Annotated in this window: 13 protein-coding genes; 6 read left to right on the top strand and 7 right to left on the bottom strand. The window is 45.3% G+C overall.

Translation table 11 applies throughout. The annotated features are described in order from the left end of the window. Positions 1-108 precede the first annotated feature (108 nt). Together B5D50_RS05795 and B5D50_RS05790 are read right to left on the bottom strand one after the other, a co-directional pair. Complete coding sequence (locus B5D50_RS05795) at positions 109-291, bottom strand: PLDc N-terminal domain-containing protein (RefSeq protein WP_078921636.1); 183 nt, start codon at positions 289-291, stop codon at positions 109-111. Positions 292-445: 154 nt separating this feature from the next. Continuing rightward, positions 446-1,330 carry an NAD(P)-dependent oxidoreductase gene (locus tag B5D50_RS05790; protein ID WP_078921635.1) on the bottom strand — a complete coding sequence of 295 codons (885 nt, stop codon included), beginning with the start codon at positions 1,328-1,330 and terminating at the stop codon, positions 446-448. A gap of 150 nt (positions 1,331-1,480) precedes the next feature. On the opposite strand from B5D50_RS05790, the gene apbC reads away from it, so the two are divergent. The 3 genes from apbC to B5D50_RS05775 all read left to right on the top strand — a co-directional run bounded on the left by apbC (position 1,481) and on the right by B5D50_RS05775 (position 4,349). Further along, positions 1,481-2,566: an iron-sulfur cluster carrier protein ApbC gene (apbC, locus tag B5D50_RS05785; protein WP_078921634.1), complete on the top strand. Its 1,086-nt coding sequence runs from the start codon at positions 1,481-1,483 to the stop codon at positions 2,564-2,566. Positions 2,567-2,668: 102 nt separating this feature from the next. Continuing rightward, positions 2,669-3,235: a dCTP deaminase gene (dcd, locus tag B5D50_RS05780; RefSeq protein WP_078921633.1), complete on the top strand. Its 567-nt coding sequence runs from the start codon at positions 2,669-2,671 to the stop codon at positions 3,233-3,235. A 370-nt stretch (positions 3,236-3,605) separates the two neighbouring features. Continuing rightward, positions 3,606-4,349, top strand: a complete 744-nt coding sequence (locus tag B5D50_RS05775; RefSeq protein WP_078921632.1) for a hypothetical protein — start codon at positions 3,606-3,608, stop codon at positions 4,347-4,349. Positions 4,350-4,415: 66 nt separating this feature from the next. Here the strand turns inward: B5D50_RS05775 and B5D50_RS05770 are convergent, their stop codons facing one another. The 5 genes from B5D50_RS05770 to B5D50_RS05750 all read right to left on the bottom strand — a co-directional run bounded on the left by B5D50_RS05770 (position 4,416) and on the right by B5D50_RS05750 (position 11,207). Further along, positions 4,416-6,461 carry a transglutaminase TgpA family protein gene (locus B5D50_RS05770; RefSeq protein ID WP_078921631.1) on the bottom strand — a complete coding sequence of 682 codons (2,046 nt, stop codon included), beginning with the start codon at positions 6,459-6,461 and terminating at the stop codon, positions 4,416-4,418. Then, positions 6,448-7,419, bottom strand: a complete 972-nt coding sequence (locus tag B5D50_RS05765) for a DUF58 domain-containing protein (protein WP_143594262.1) — start codon at positions 7,417-7,419, stop codon at positions 6,448-6,450. The genes B5D50_RS05770 and B5D50_RS05765 overlap by 14 nt, the downstream gene beginning before the upstream one ends. Next, positions 7,412-8,347 carry an AAA family ATPase gene (locus tag B5D50_RS05760; RefSeq protein ID WP_078921629.1) on the bottom strand — a complete coding sequence of 312 codons (936 nt, stop codon included), beginning with the start codon at positions 8,345-8,347 and terminating at the stop codon, positions 7,412-7,414. The genes B5D50_RS05765 and B5D50_RS05760 overlap by 8 nt, the downstream gene beginning before the upstream one ends. A 124-nt stretch (positions 8,348-8,471) precedes the next feature. Continuing rightward, positions 8,472-9,401, bottom strand: coding sequence for a trypsin-like serine peptidase (locus B5D50_RS05755; RefSeq protein WP_159448584.1), 930 nt, complete (start codon positions 9,399-9,401; stop codon positions 8,472-8,474). Positions 9,402-9,461: 60 nt separating this feature from the next. After that, positions 9,462-11,207, bottom strand: coding sequence for a vanadium-dependent haloperoxidase (locus B5D50_RS05750; RefSeq protein WP_200807037.1), 1,746 nt, complete (start codon positions 11,205-11,207; stop codon positions 9,462-9,464). Positions 11,208-11,938: 731 nt separating this feature from the next. Between B5D50_RS05750 and B5D50_RS05745 the strand changes: the two genes are divergently transcribed. From B5D50_RS05745 to lepA, 3 genes are read left to right on the top strand one after another with little or no spacing between them, the layout of a single operon-like run. Further along, positions 11,939-13,369, top strand: coding sequence for a Do family serine endopeptidase (locus B5D50_RS05745; RefSeq protein ID WP_078921627.1), 1,431 nt, complete (start codon positions 11,939-11,941; stop codon positions 13,367-13,369). After that, a complete protein-coding gene (locus tag B5D50_RS05740) occupies positions 13,362-13,616 on the top strand; it encodes a glutaredoxin family protein (RefSeq protein ID WP_078921626.1) in 255 nt (84 codons plus the stop codon). The genes B5D50_RS05745 and B5D50_RS05740 overlap by 8 nt, the downstream gene beginning before the upstream one ends. Beyond that, complete coding sequence (gene lepA / locus B5D50_RS05735) at positions 13,609-15,414, top strand: translation elongation factor 4 (RefSeq protein WP_078921625.1); 1,806 nt, start codon at positions 13,609-13,611, stop codon at positions 15,412-15,414. Before B5D50_RS05740 ends, lepA begins: the two co-directional genes overlap by 8 nt. Positions 15,415-15,427 lie beyond the last annotated feature (13 nt).

Here is a 15,427-nt window from a genome sequence, read left to right as displayed (position 1 = left end):
CCTTTGGAGAGTGTGTCAGTGGGGCTGGGAAATGCTCAGCCTCCAACGCTCGATGAATGAGGAATCACCTGACTTTAGTCGGGGGAGAAGGTCAAGGAAAGCAAAGCGTTAAGAGCCTTTAGGACCTGCTAAGAACCAGACCAACAAGCCAATCAGTGGGAAGAATAGAATAAATAAAATCCATAGAAACTTACTTAAACCACCGGCTGAGCTTTGGGCAACTTTAATAATCGCCCAAATCGCAACAATTAAATGAATCAAGCCAAGTAAACCACCGACTTCAATGCCCATGCCTAACTCCTTTACTAGCAACTCATGTGCTGTGTGATTGAGGATCGTTCTTAAAATGCGAGGATTTAAAGTTTATCTGAACCTTGAAAAGCCTACGAAAAACCGTAGTGCTTTTAGCGGCTTTTATAAGATAAATATTTGATTTTAAAATAAATTATGCTAATTGCTGCACAATTTTGGCCAGTGCAGACGAATCTAACTCACCCTGACCTTGTTCGACGAGTTCATGCATATAATTAACGGCCAATTGTGAACTCGGCAGGTTCAAACCCAAACTTTGAATCGTATTTGCAGCGATGCGCAGATCCTTAGCATGTAGTTTCGCTTTGAAGCCGGGCGTGTAATTCTCCTCAATAATGCGTTTCGCATGTACTTCCATCACTTTTGAGCCTGCAAACCCACCCGCTAAGGCAGTGCGCATTTTCTCTAAATCGACTCCTGAGGCTTGTGCAATGGCGAAGGCTTCACTCACTGCAATGACTGTTTGTGCAATGATTAAATTATTACAAGCCTTCACCACTTGGCCCGCTCCATGCTCACCAATCAAAGTAATAGTTTTGCCTAAAGCCGAAAGCACTGGTAGTGCTTCCGCAAAATCCTCAGCTTGCCCGCCGACCATAATCGTGAGTGTGCCCGCAATCGCCCCTGCCTCTCCTCCAGAGACCGGAGCATCCAGCATCCGTAGGCCTTGTGTACCTAAGCGTTGAGCAAACTCTTGGGTGGCTAAGGGGGAGATGGTGCTCATGTCAATTATTAATAAGCCCGGTTTTGCTGCTGCAACAAGGCCATGCTCGCCAAAAAGTATTGCCTCTACATCCGGTGTATCGGACACGACGGTAATGATAATGTCCGCTTCAGCCGCTAAAGCAGCAGGGCTGGCATAAAGGTTAGCACCTGCATGGGTTAAAGGAGTTGCAGTCTCTGGACGGCGAGCATAAACCCCTAAAGCATAGCCTGCTTTTAAGAGATTTAAACCCATCGGTCGTCCCATAATACCTGCACCGATCAGGCCTAAGCGTGGCAAATTTGCAGTAGACATAGTGATTCCTAGCGCTAAATAACCACGCAAGTTTAACAAAACTTGCTACAAACTGCTGTTTATATCCCGTTTGGAAAGACGACCTTATTTGGGTAGGCAGCCGCTCTGATGTAGAATGCTGAACCTAATAAAACTGTTGAGGAGCTATGCATGGAACTAACGCGCAACCAAGTCGAAGCACAATTAGCGAGCATTCAAGATCGCTATTTAGGCCAAGACCTAATCACTGCAAAAATGCTGAAAGAGCTGAAAGTGTCTGGCGATCAGGTTACGCTCAAACTCGTGCAAGGCTATCCGGCCGGGGCTTATAAAGATGAATTGCAAGCAGAAGTTATTGCCAGCTTAAAGCAAATCGGTGCAAGCTTTGTGAGCCTGCAGTTTGATACAGTGATCAATGCTCATGCCGTCCAAAAAACGGTCAAGCGTCATGATGGGATTAAAAATATTATCGCGGTCGCCTCGGGTAAAGGTGGGGTCGGTAAGTCGACCACTGCGGTGAATTTGGCTTTAGCTTTGCTGGCGGATGGGGCTAAGGTTGGGATCTTAGATGCGGATATTTATGGCCCTAGCCAGCCGCGTATGTTAGGTATTTCTGGGCAGCCCGTCTCCGATGATGGGCGTAGTTTGCAACCGATGCAAAATCACGGTCTGAAAGCCATGTCGATTGGTTTTTTGATTGAAGAAGACACGCCGATGATTTGGCGCGGTCCGATGGTGACTCAAGCGCTAGAGCAGCTTTTGAATGATACGCAATGGGGAGATTTGGATTATTTGGTGGTGGACTTGCCGCCGGGCACGGGTGATATTCAATTAACTTTATCCCAAAAAATTCCAGTCTCTGGTGCGATTATTGTAACCACTCCTCAAGACATCGCGTTATTAGATGCGCGCAAAGGCTTGAAAATGTTTGAAAAGGTCGAAGTGCCGATTCTAGGGGTGGTGGAAAATATGAGTATGCATGTGTGCAGTAATTGTGGGCATGTGGAGCATATTTTTGGCTCAGGCGGTGGCGAAAGTATGGCTGAGCAATACCAAGTGGCTTATTTAGGCGGTTTGCCTTTAGATATTCAAATTCGTGAGCAGGCTGATAGTGGTCATCCTACCGTGGTGGCTGATCCTCACGGCAAGATTGCTGGGCTTTATCATGAGATTGCGCGTAAAGCGACAGCGCGCCTAGCCCGTCAATCTAAAGATTACAGTGCTAAGTTCCCGACGATTAAAATTCAAAACGTCTAGTTCTTAATAGATTTGCAGCGATCAGGCCACGGTTTGCACCGTGGCTTTTTTGTTTTAGTATGCCTAACCAAGATTAATTAGCGGTAGCTAGTAGAGAGCGATATGAGTATTAAGTCAGATCATTGGATTCGGCGTATGGCCGAGCAACACGGCATGATTGAGCCTTTTGAGCCACAACAAGTGCGGGCGCGGCAAGGTGAAAAAATCGTCTCTTATGGCACCTCGAGCTATGGCTATGATGTGCGCTGCGCCAATGAGTTTAAGATTTTTACCAATATTAACTCTGCTATTGTTGATCCGAAGCATTTTGACGCTAATAGCTTTGTCGATTTTGTGGGTGAGGTGTGCATAATCCCGCCTAACTCCTTTGCACTCGCTCGTACCGTGGAGTATTTTCGAATTCCACGTTCAGTACTGACGATTTGCTTAGGCAAATCGACCTATGCCCGTTGTGGGATCATTGTGAATGTCACGCCTCTAGAGCCAGAGTGGGAAGGGCATGTGACTTTAGAGTTTTCGAATACCACCACTTTGCCTGCCAAAATCTATGCCAATGAAGGGGTCGCCCAAATGCTTTTTTTGGAGTCCGATGAGATTTGTAGTACCTCTTACAAGGATCGGGGTGGGAAGTATCAAGGGCAAACCGGAGTGACTTTGCCACGAACCTAAAGGCTGAAAAGCGCGCCTACTCCCAGGGGAGAGAGCAGACGCAATCTGAACATAAAAATGCGAGTCCCTCCGCGATTCTTGTCTTCCTATCAAACAGAGTCGATCTCTAAACCCTCGTGGTTCAATAATGAGCTAATTTGATTTTAGCGGGGTTTTTTGCTTAAAAAAATGCCAATTATTCACCATTTACTCAAAATTTGCAGAGTTGTGTGTATAAAGGTTATTCATAATGACCTTTTATCAGTTTTCATTAACAGCTGGTCTATGATAATAAGAAGCTGAACCCTAGATTAACTAACTTACAAGAAGAGGCAAAAGGCTTAAGCCGTCTGTTTGCAGTCATCCTTATAAAAGTACAGGAGTTCGTACTATGTCATTTGATATTTCAAAGGGAGTTGGTTTATCTGGTAGCTACGGCACAGATTTCGCGGCTCAAAACCTTACCCCGCTGGCGACTCCCGCTTCGGCGGATATTCAAAAATTTAATGCAGCGATGGGTAAGTCTTCAGAATTTGCAGTTAATGCCAATCAAGGTGGGAGTACCCCATTCGCCAGTACCTTTGGCAGCAATCTGACTACGGCTGATCAAGTAAATCAAATGAATCAAGCCAACCCAGTCGGCCAAGCTAATGGCAGTAGTGGCGGGACTAATGATTCAAGTGGTGATCAAAGCCTGCAATCTTTATTGAGTAGCCTGATGAGTTTGCTGTCACAGATTATTAGCCAAATGCAAGGGAGTAAAAACGCGAGCGCCTCAGGTGATGACGCAGGCGCAGCTGGGAATACAGGCAGTACCGGTAATACGGGTAAAATTGGCGCAGGTGAAGCGAGTAAAGGTTCGGGAACGAGTGCTGCGAATTCAGCAGGCAATAATGCCAATGCAAAAGGAAGCTGTGATTGCAGTGGTACAGATGCGGCCGAGTCAGCTAATAGCACAGCGGCTACGCCAGTGGCGGATCAAGCAGCGACGAATAATAGCTCAGGTGCTAACAATAGTTCGACGCAAACCGATCAGCTTGCACAGTTATTACCTGCAATCATGCAATTGATCCAAATGCTGATGCAGCAAATGTCAAGTAGTTCCAACACAGCCGCTACCGGTAACAGTGCTTAAGTCTCTAAACTAGGCGACTAAGGCTAAAAAGAAGTCAGTCTAACTTTAAAGCTAACTATCCATGAATTAAGGCAGCTGACTAAGTAAGCGCCGCAGCTCTCTTAAAAGGCTGCTGCGCTGCTTGGCCTGAGGCTCATCACATTCATAACATAAAGTTTGATAAGTTGCCGTAAAAGCTAAAATTTTCTCTGCCTGTGCGGGCCAAGCTTGTGCAGCTAAAGCGCCGAATTCACTCGGGGTTTGATCTAAACGCCGCTCAAAACCTTGTTTACTTAAGCGCTCAGTAAAGCGTCGATATAAGCGATGCTCTAAAGCTTCAGCATGCGCTTGTCGAGTTAAACCTAGCCAGATTAAGCCACTCAGCGCTAGGCAAACCAATAAAGCCAAAGCCCATCCAGCTAACTTCAGCACACTGAGTCCACCCAAGAGTTTATCTAAAAATTGCGCTTGGGTTGCTGAGTCATAACTTAAAATCCAACGTTGCCAGCCATATTGCATTCGATCTAATTGCTGGCGAATACTGTTTAACCAAGCAAATTTACGACTCGAGAACACCGATTGCTCAAGCAAACGACCTTCTTTTTTTAGGGCTGCTTCTAGGTTTTGCTCAGTACGTTCAGGCGCGACCATACTCGTCGGATCGACCCTTAACCAGCCTTGATTAGGCAGCCACACTTCAGCCCAAGCATGGGCGTCAAATTGATGAACGGCGAGATAGTTGCCCGCTTTATTCCATTCACCGCCTTGATAACCCACGACAACTCGGGCTGGAATACCCACCGCACGCATAAGAAAGACAAAGCTACCGGCATAATGCGAACAGAAACCCCGCTGTGAATCAAACAAAAAACCATCAATCGTATCTGTTTCACCTAACAGCGGTGGATTTAAGGTGTAAAAAAAAGCTTGCTCTTTAAAGCGCTTTAAGATGGTTTGGATATAAGTCAGCTCATCACCCGCAGCCGCGTATAAATTTTTTGCTAATTCCCGACTGCGATTATCACCTTGTGAGGGTAGCTGTAAAGCTAAGGCGCGTAGTTTAGGGCTAAGTTCAAGGTCTCGAATCGAGGCAGGGCGACTGACTGCACGAATCAACAGCGGGCTTTGTAAGGGCTGTTTGGCCATGACCCGATAATCAGCTGCCCGTAAAGCCTCACCCTGCACCTCTGTGGTTGGGCTTAAGGTAAATAACCAGTTTTGCCCCGATGGCTCATAAATCGCCTCATATTCATAAGCCATACCTTGAGTTTTAAGGTTGTGTTCTTGGTAGCTATACTCGTGTTTGAGTGTCCATTTTAACTGCTCAGGATCTTGTTCGGTGGCAAATTGCCGCCATTCACGCCCATCAAAATGCTGCAAAACAAGACCTTGCCAATACAAATCTGTCTGCGGCGGGCGCTCAGTTTTGAAACTAACCCGAAAGGCTAGATCCGCCGATTGGCTCAGTTTTTCAATATCCCCCGGTGCCATTCGATCCAAAATGCCGCGTGTGTGTTGTTCCGTTGGCAAAGGCAAACTCCAAAACGGCTGAAAACGCGGTGTCAATACAAAAATAATCACCATCAGTGGCAAACACTGCAGCAGGATTTGACCCGCTATCCAAAAATTAAACTGTACTTGTTGTGCGGGCGTCAATTCCTCAAGAGTTTGTTGCACACCGACCAAAGCTCCGGTGAGCACAATCAGTGCTAACGTTCCATATAGACCTGCGATAATGCTCTGTGTGTAAAGAAAGTGGAGGGCAACTAAGAAATAACCGGTCAATATCACGACTAAGGCATCACGCTGTTGCACAGCTTCCACGGCTTTAAACGCAAATCCAAGGAGTAATAAAGCAGACATTGCTTCGAGTGAAGGTAAACGTAAGCCACTTAAAAAGACGGCTGCAATGCCCAGCAAGAGCAGCCCCGCTTTCAGTAAGGTCTTCGGTTGACTCGCTTTACCCGCTAACACCCGCAAACGCCAGCCTGCCGCCAGCACCACAACCGCTAACAACCAAGGCGGGAGGCTAGTGGTAAAGGGGAGCATGACAATTAATTGTGCTGCCAACAGCCAAATCATCCCCGTATAGGTAATAAAAGGCTGTGTTGAGGTTCGCTTATCCTTGAGCATGCTCTACTCCAAACAAAGCCAAGGCTTGTAAGCAGCGTGCTTGATGAGCTTCACCTTTCGACGGAGGTATCACTAGGCCGGGTAGTTTGAGGCCGTATTGCTGTTGAGCTTGATGGGCATCCAATACTTGGCGACATAGCTGTGATAAGCGTGGCTCGATACCAGAGTTAGCTAAATTCGCCCAATCTAACCATAAGTCATGGCTCGCATAATCGACAAACACTTTAGTATTCAGTTTGCCGGTTTTAGCGTAGTGACTCCAATGAATCTGTTTAGGGGAATCTCCGGTTTGATAGCTGCGAATACCGCCAAAATCGCTGCTACCCCCAGATAGGGTTTGTCCAGAAGGATGAGTCGAGTCCAGTGAATTGGTCGGATAAGGTTGCTGATGTTTTGGTGCAGGGGCTGGATACACTAAGCCCGTTATCTCTAAGGCAAGATAAGACCAAGCCACGGCTAAACCAGTTGGATAATGAGTGGAAATATGAAGACGTGGCGGGTTGAAGTGGCCGCGCTGTTGAGTACTATGGGAGAGTTTTACCCGAACAGTTTGAGTGGTCATCAAATTGACTTGTACCGCATCCTCCTCGGGCCAAGCGAGTTTTATTGCAAATTTTTGTTGCTTAGGGGGGCAAGCGAGTTCCAATTCTAAAACCGCTTTTTCACCAGCAAAGCAGGGCTGGATATGAATCGCAGTGATACTGAGGCCTCTTAAATTTCTCCAAGTATGCAGTAAATTCACAATGAGCAGCGCGAATAGCCAAAAACAAACGCCGTAAACCAAGGCGTTTTGGAAATTAATCCCTAATAAAAACAGCACAGCAATCAGCCCCAACAAAGCCAAGGCAGTTTTGCTGGGAAGAATGAAAATATTGCGCTGCCCAAGGGTCAGTGTACGTGTCCGAGGCCAGCGTGGTTTAAACCAGTGTGCAAACTGTGGTGGCCAAGTTTCAAGCATGCCGATTTCCGATCACATCAACTTTGGTCAAAATATGTCGCGCCAATTGATCCCCTTGGGTTTCATGGCGACCGATTAAGCGATGCCCCGCGACGGCTGCAAACACGGCTTGCACATCTTCGGGTAGTGCGTGGGCGCGACCTTGTAATAAAGCCCAAGTTTGTGCACTGCGCACTAAGGCTTGCGCCCCGCGTGGGGATAAACCTAAATGGCATGCTTCACTTTGACGGGTATAAGCAATCAGGCGCTGAACATAGTCGAGTAGCGCCTCACTGAGTTTGACTTGTGGAACTAAGCTTTGTAGCCCTTGCAAGCGTACAGGATTTAAGATGGGTTTAAGGCTAGCTAATGAGTGACGGCCATGATGGCCTTTGAGCAGTTCGCGCTCTGCCTTTGGATCAGGGTAGCCAAGCGAAATCCTTAATAGGAAACGGTCTAGTTGCGATTCAGGCAGAGGGAAGGTACCTGATTGGCTTTGTGGATTTTGGGTAGCAATCACAAAAAAAGGTTGTGGCAAGGGATAGGTTTGCCGCTCGATGCTGACCTGCTGCTCTTCCATAGCCTCTAATAAAGCGCTTTGTGCTTTTGGGGTGGCACGATTGAGTTCGTCGGCTAAGACGACTTGGCTGAAGATCGGTCCTTGGTGAAAACGAAAGCTGCTAGTGGTCGGATCAAAAATCGAAGTTCCGATTAAATCAGCGGGTAATAAGTCGCTAGTGAACTGCACGCGCTGATAAGCTAAACCGCAGACCTGAGCTAAGGCATGCGCTAGGGTGGTTTTACCCATGCCGGGCAAGTCTTCGAGGAGTAAATGACCATTAGCCAACAAGCAGGTTAGAGCCAATTTAACGGTATGCTCTTTGCCTAAAATAACAGCATTCAATTGCTGCAGGGTGGCCTGAATTAATTGTGGGGTCGCAGTTGTCATGGGGTTTTATTATTGTTGTGACCTGCTGACTCTAGCGGGTTTCTAAATTTTTTCCTATCAAGAGGCGATGATAGGTGGGTTAGCTTTCGGCTAGAGCGAGCCGCCGCCTTCTCTACTACGAGGGTTATAGTTTGAGTTCATCTAGCCATTGTATAATTTGTTGATAAATTTGAGGCGTAATACGTAAGCCCTTATTGGCTGGGTGCAAGCCAAGCGTATGCAAACCGATACAATAATATTGGTCATTGTCTCGATTTTCCCATATCGGTGCACCGCTTTGGCCGCCGAGTGTGTCGATTTCATAAAATAGCATGGTGTCATCTAGTTTTTTCAGCGGTAGCTCATGAAACCATTGTGTAAACTCTAAGTCTAGATGGCTTTTGTCAAGTGGATAACCAGCAAGGGTATAGCGGGTATTACTCACAGTTGTTTGTTGTAAAACATGTATTCCAAAGTGCCCGATACGGCTATGTTCTGAATACTCTTCTGCTAATATAATTAAGCCATAATCAGCCTCTGGCTTTTTTTGATGTATCCAGTCATTAGTTGCCCTAAAGGTTAAGCTGATGACTGATTGAAAGGGTCTGTTTTTACCATCACAGGCAGGAATAACTTCAATAGAACTAGCCCAAGCAGGTGTAGGTTGTTCATGTAGGTAAACGCAGTGGCCTGCTGTGACTAATACTCTTGGGTGTATAAACCATCCCGTTCCTAAATATTTCTTCTGACTAGCTGTCGTAATCAGCAAAGCACAAATGGCACTCCACGGATATTGTGTTGTGGGTCTAACTATTTTTCTATCGTCAGCTAAAAATATTTTTTCAATTAAAGCCTCATCAGAGGGTTGGTTTGATGTTAAAAAGCTCACATCTGCCTGATTCTCTACAGAATAGCTTCCCCAAAATGAGTCCTTTAAATCTTTCAATGTTGGTGAGTCTGATAGTAATGTTGGGGGAGATATTTGATTGGTTGGGAGTTGTGGTGTAAGAGTACGAGTACTGTTAGGTTTGATGTTGTTTAAACAATCGGGGTTATTTATTATTTTCATCATCATGATCCTCATTTTGAGAACCCCCATCTACGTTATGCAAGCATGGGGGACGGTCGGTAGTCATTAGCCTAAATTCGGGATAATATCCGGTACAACATCGGGAGTATTGTCAAGAGTATTAATGCGTGCCGCTTCACGGGTGATGCGACTGTAGGTGATTTGACCCGCAGCAATATGGCAAGTGCGCCCATCAAAACAGGTCAATTGGAAAAATGGTGTTTGGCCATCGGTGAGTGTTTCGTTGTAGGTTAAACTTTGCTCCTGCAAAATCCCCAGAGCAACGGTTTCCCCTAGCTTGATTGATTCTGTGTAGTCACTACGCCAATGGACGCCTGCTCCGTTGCGTCCAATGGCGATATTGGATGCCAATTTGTTTAATTCACTCAGTAAGGTCATTTGGTCTGCATCCTCTCCGTTATAGGGGATTAATGACAAACCGTCTGTACTGGCTTGAACAGGGTTAGTGATCGGAGTATTTTCCGTGAACCATGCTTTCAAAATGGTAACACATGCACCAGCTACGGTGGCATGGCCTGCACCATAAGCAGGATGTAATGGCGAGCCTTCGGGAAAAGCCATCGGTAATAAGAAGCCGGTTTCCTGATTGAAATGGTGTGACAATCCACCACAAGTTAAGGCCTGTAGAATTTCTTCATTAATCATCGGGTAGCTGTGTTGAGGGAAGTTTTGGCTAAGGTGAACATGGATTAAGCCACCCAAGCCCTCTGGGCGAATTCTACGATGTACAAACCATTTAGTATGCCAAACAGCTTTGAGTGCGCGGGTAGCGACCTCTGTCACTAAGGATAAAAGGTGGGGTCCACCGAAGGTAGCAAAGCCATCCTGATTAGGTGAGTTGTAATAAGGGTTGCCTTGTGAAAATGGGAAAACAGCCTTGCCCGCTACGTTAGTTTCGCTGAGCAAGTACAGGCAGGCATTGAAGTAGGCTTCATATAACTGATCAAAGTGAACATAAGTGGCTAGGTCACGTAAATTGCGTAAAAACACTAAGTTTTTTTCAAATACATCTTTTTTGTTTGGAAATTTACCATTCTGAATCGCTAGCCATTCATCAAAGTCGGTTAGATAGTCTGTATTTGCAATAGCGACTTTATTACGCTGATCAACCCGCAAAGTACCAAAACGTATATAGCCGTCTTTCTCACTGAAGTCCGTTCCAATAGTGTTGCCCTTGAGTAGAAATTGAGAAATATAAGGGCCAATCGCATCGCTATTAACCCCATCACTATTAAGCGAAATACCACGAAACAAGGTTTTTTTGGTGACTTGGTCTTGCTCCTTTGCACCTCGAAAGTCGCTGAAATCAGTGTTCATTGAGGCAACAGCCGCATTGACCAGTGAGTTATTGTCATAGTCTGCAAAGTTGAGATCACGTAAGAGTGACATCCAGTACAGTTCTCCCATTTCGGCACTACTTTCCGCACTATCAACTCGTGGTGCGGGTGGAATCATCAAAGATTGAGCATCAGGTCCTTGTAGATCAAAGGCTAAGCCTGCCTGTGGGCTAACAAACTTACGTCCTTTACCACCATGACCTTGCGGAATATGATCAAAATCATAAGGATCGCTGGTGGTTAATGCGTTTAAAAAAGCTCGATATGCAGAGTGCTGTACTTCACCGACAGCATTATGTGGCAAGCCTTTATGGTAGTTAACTAGATAACCATAGGCAGCTTCTTCACCATTATTAATGCGTTGTGGATGAGAGCGCTCTGTGGCGATAGTGCTAGCTTGTTGGCGTAAGGCTTGGGCTTTTAAACGCCGTGCTTCGTTTCGTTCACTAAACATTTTATTTTTCCTTGTGAAAATCACGATGAGGATCTTTAAATATTAAATTTAATTCAGTATTTGACAGGTATTAGATAAGATTATTTTCATTACCTTCTGTTTTATTAGTAATTATTGATTTTGACTGGCTCTATGGACTATTACCTCCATTAATCTTTATTATTAAATGGCTTAAGTAAAGTTAAAATTAAAGCTCTATGAATTTATTTTGTTTATAAATAAGCATCTCATGTTTTATGATCATATGCTATATCCAGATATATACCTTATCTAAAAGAGAATATTGTATAAAGTTTGTGTGCTTCGCAAAATATAAAAATGGCTTTAATATTATAGTAGTTAGTTTATATAATTAGGATAGATATTGGAAAATGTCATATATAATTAATTTTCTTTTCATCTAATTTTCTTATTTGATTAAGATGTTTGATTATTGGTTTTTTAAAAGTGAATACGAGTGCTTGCTAGCTTGCACCTAAAGATTGAGTGCAGCGGCAGATAGCAGCAACCTTAATTGTATTGAAAAGCTTTTGTGGAAGATCTTAAGTAGTTTGAACCTGAAGCTAGCTTGCAGTGTGAGGTTCTCTGTGATTATTGATATGGTATCAGGCGTGGTGATTCGTTCGGGTTAAATTTCATTCAGCCACGATCACCTATAGCTATGCGAACCTAGATTCGGGTAAGCTAGACTAATTTGTAGCATTTGAACAACATCTGTGTGGAGACTTTCAATGACTTATAAACCGGCCAGTCGTATACGACTTCTGCAGTGGTTACTGGCAGGAGTCATTTGTCTTAGCGTTTCCGTGCAGGCACGCAGCTTGCCGGAATTCACTGAGCTTGTAAAAACCAATGGTCCTGCAGTGGTTAATATCACCACGAGCCATAAACAAAAAACCACGCCTGAACTTCCTTCAGATGCTCCGGGTTATGAAGAGCCTTTTGATGAATTGATGAAGCGCTTTTTTGGTAATCCGGGTGGGGGTGGGGGAGTACCCGACGATTTCGGTGCTGATGCCCGTGGTTCTGGGTTTGTCTTATCGGGGGATGGTTACATTATTACCAATCACCATGTGGTCGATGGAGCGGATGAGATTCTAGTCAAGCTTAATGATCGTCGTGAGTTTACCGCAAAGTTAATTGGCAGTGATAAACGTAGTGATGTGGCGCTGTTGAAGATCGAGGCTATGAATTTACCGACCTTGAAAATTGGTGACTCTGGCACAATTGAAGTCGGGGAATGGGTATTAGCGATTGGTTCACCGTTTGGTTTTGAGTCTAGTGCTACTTCGGGGATTGTCAGTGCAACAGGCCGTAATTTACCCACAGATACTTATGTGCCGTTTATTCAAACCGATGTAGCGATTAATCCCGGTAATTCCGGTGGTCCTTTATTTAATCTCGATGGTGAAGTGGTCGGGGTCAATTCTCAAATCTATAGCCGCTCAGGTGGCTTTATGGGCGTGTCTTTTGCGATTCCGATTAATATCGTGATGGATGTCGTTTCACAGCTGAAAAATAATGGCAAAGTCTCACGGGGTTGGATTGGGGTCTATATTCAAGAGGTTGATCAGAATCTTGCTCAATCCTTTGGTATGACAACGCCGACCGGTGCTCTAGTCACTCAAGTCATTCCAGAGGGGCCGGCAAATAATATTTTGCAGTTAGGTGATGTGATTATTGAGTTGAATGGTAAATCAGTCGCAAATGCAGGTAGTCTACCCGCAATGGTGGGGACAGTTTCACCGGGGCAAAGCGTAAAACTGACAGTGATTCGTAATCGTGAGCAGCAAGAAGTTGAGTTAAAAATTGGCGAGTTACCCGGTGAGGAAGGTGCAGCCCAAGCCACTCCTGAGGAAGAGCCGAAGGCCGATCTTGAGGGCGTTGAAGTGTTAGGCATGCAATTAACGGCAATTGATGACAGTATTCGTGAGGCTTTAGGTCTGGCGGTGGGTGGTGTTTTAGTTGAAAAGATTCAAGGTGACCCTGCACAACGTGCGGGTATTAACGCGGGCGATGTGGTGACTTTATTAGATGGTAAACCAGTAACTTCGCCTGAAGAGGTCAAGCAAATTGCCAGTGAGATTGAACCGGGTAAAACCGTCGCTGTCCTTGTCTATCGTGAAGGGGCAGCACGTTTTATGGCGATGAAAGTTGAATAGACAGGAAAAAACTTCCCTAAGCGTGTATTATCGCGTCGGCTGTCATCTGTGTGATGCAATGATAGCCGCGCTGCGGTATTTGCAGCATGAACTAGCATTTGAATTAGAATTAGTCGACATCGATAAAAACCCGGATTTACGCAAGCGTTATGACGTAGATGTGCCGGTGGTCACACTCGGTACTGAAGTCGTGTGTTTCCATTTTTTCGAAGAGGACCTGGTGAGACAAGCATTACAACATGGCTGAAGTAAACCCCAACATTCGTAATTTTTCGATTATTGCGCATATTGACCACGGTAAATCGACCCTCTCAGATCGGTTCATCCAGTATTGTGGTGGGCTAGAAGAGCGTGAAATGGAAGCCCAAGTCTTGGACTCGATGGATTTAGAGCGTGAGCGTGGCATTACGATTAAAGCGCAAAGCGTTTCCCTCGATTATAAAGCCCGTAATGGGCAGACCTATCAGCTCAATTTTATTGATACCCCCGGTCATGTGGATTTCTCGTATGAGGTTTCACGGTCTTTAGCTGCGTGTGATGGTGCTTTATTAGTCGTTGATGCTTCTCAAGGGGTAGAGGCGCAAAGTGTTGCTAACTGCTATACCGCTATTGAGTTGAACCTTGAGGTTGTTCCTGTCCTGAATAAAATTGATTTGCCTTCGGCTGACCCTGATCGCGTTTGCCAAGAAATTGAAGATATTATCGGCATTGATGCCACTGAGGCGGTGCATGTTAGTGCGAAGACAGGTGTCGGGATTGAGGATTTATTAGAACAGTTAGTTGAGCGGATTCCGCCACCCGTAGGTAATCCTGATGCTTCTTTAACCGCACTGATCATTGATTCTTGGTTTGATAATTACCTCGGTGTCATTTCCTTAGTGCGGGTGGTCGATGGCGAAATTCGCAAGAAAATGAAAATTCGGGCGATGTCGACTGGGCGTGATTTCCAAGTTGAACAATTAGGTGTCTTTACCCCCAAGCGCTTAGATAAAGATAGCCTAAAAGCGGGTGAAGTCGGCTTTGTGATTGCAGGGATTAAAGAAATTACTGCAGCTCGAGTCGGGGATACCTTTACCGATGCCCAAAAGCCCGCTGACAAAGCATTAGCCGGTTTTAAGGAAATTCAGCCACGGGTGTTTGCAGGTATTTTCCCAGTGGATGCGGATCAGTATGAAAATCTACGGGATGCACTTTCCAAACTGCAACTCAATGACTCAGCTTTGTTCTATGAGCCAGAAACTTCACAGGCTTTAGGGTTTGGTTTCCGTTGTGGCTTCCTAGGGATGCTGCATATGGAGATTGTGCAGGAGCGCTTAGAGCGCGAGTATGACTTAAATTTAATCACTACAGCGCCCACGGTTATTTATGAGGTGGTGCTGACCAATGGTGAGCAGGTTTTTGTGCATAATCCCTCCGAATTACCCCCGTTAAATAAAATTGAGGAAATTCGTGAGCCGATTATTCGTGGCACAATTTTAGTTCCGCAAGAATATCTCGGCAATGTCATTACCCTCTGTATAGATAAGCGTGGTATTCAAAAGAATATGCAATACATGGGCAATCAAGTATCACTGGTCTTTGATTTGCCTTTGGCTGAAGTGGTGTTGGATTTCTTTGATAAATTGAAATCAGTGAGTCGCGGTTATGCTTCTTTTGACTATACTTTAGATCGCTTTGAGCCAGCTCCAATGGTACGAGTGGATGTTCTGGTCAATGGGGATAAAGTGGATGCTTTGGCCATTATGGTGCACCGTGACTTTGCCCAATCACGAGGTCGGCAGCTGGTAGAAAAAATGAAAGAATTGATTCCACGCCAGATGTATGAGGTCGCGATTCAGGCGGCTATTGGTAGCCAGATTATTGCGCGCAGTACGGTCAAAGCGATGCGCAAAGATGTGTTAGCTAAATGTTATGGCGGTGACGTCAGTCGGAAGCGCAAATTGCTGGAAAAGCAGAAAGAAGGTAAGAAGCGCATGAAACAAGTCGGTAGTGTAGAGATTCCACAAGAAGCTTTTTTAGCTGTCTTGCGGGTCAGTGATAAATAATTTAGTGATAAGT

This window comes from Thiothrix eikelboomii (assembly GCF_900167255.1).
In the GTDB taxonomy this organism is placed as follows: Bacteria; Pseudomonadota; Gammaproteobacteria; order Thiotrichales; family Thiotrichaceae; genus Thiolinea; species Thiolinea eikelboomii.
The sequence above is the reverse complement of the archived record's forward strand: the minus strand, read 5'-3'. Positions and strand labels throughout refer to the sequence as shown.

Coding starts and splice junctions, on each gene's coding strand:
- apbC (WP_078921634.1), top strand. CDS start 1,481: ATGGAACTAACGCGCAACCAAGTCGAAGCACAATTAGCGAGCATTCAA.
- B5D50_RS05795 (WP_078921636.1), bottom strand. CDS start 291: ATGGGCATTGAAGTCGGTGGTTTACTTGGCTTGATTCATTTAATTGTT.
- B5D50_RS05775 (WP_078921632.1), top strand. CDS start 3,606: ATGTCATTTGATATTTCAAAGGGAGTTGGTTTATCTGGTAGCTACGGC.
- B5D50_RS05770 (WP_078921631.1), bottom strand. CDS start 6,461: ATGCTCAAGGATAAGCGAACCTCAACACAGCCTTTTATTACCTATACG.
- dcd (WP_078921633.1), top strand. CDS start 2,669: ATGAGTATTAAGTCAGATCATTGGATTCGGCGTATGGCCGAGCAACAC.
- lepA (WP_078921625.1), top strand. CDS start 13,609: ATGGCTGAAGTAAACCCCAACATTCGTAATTTTTCGATTATTGCGCAT.
- B5D50_RS05790 (WP_078921635.1), bottom strand. CDS start 1,330: ATGTCTACTGCAAATTTGCCACGCTTAGGCCTGATCGGTGCAGGTATT.
- B5D50_RS05745 (WP_078921627.1), top strand. CDS start 11,939: ATGACTTATAAACCGGCCAGTCGTATACGACTTCTGCAGTGGTTACTG.
- B5D50_RS05750 (WP_200807037.1), bottom strand. CDS start 11,207: ATGTTTAGTGAACGAAACGAAGCACGGCGTTTAAAAGCCCAAGCCTTA.
- B5D50_RS05760 (WP_078921629.1), bottom strand. CDS start 8,347: ATGACAACTGCGACCCCACAATTAATTCAGGCCACCCTGCAGCAATTG.
- B5D50_RS05755 (WP_159448584.1), bottom strand. CDS start 9,401: ATGATGATGAAAATAATAAATAACCCCGATTGTTTAAACAACATCAAA.
- B5D50_RS05765 (WP_143594262.1), bottom strand. CDS start 7,419: ATGCTTGAAACTTGGCCACCACAGTTTGCACACTGGTTTAAACCACGC.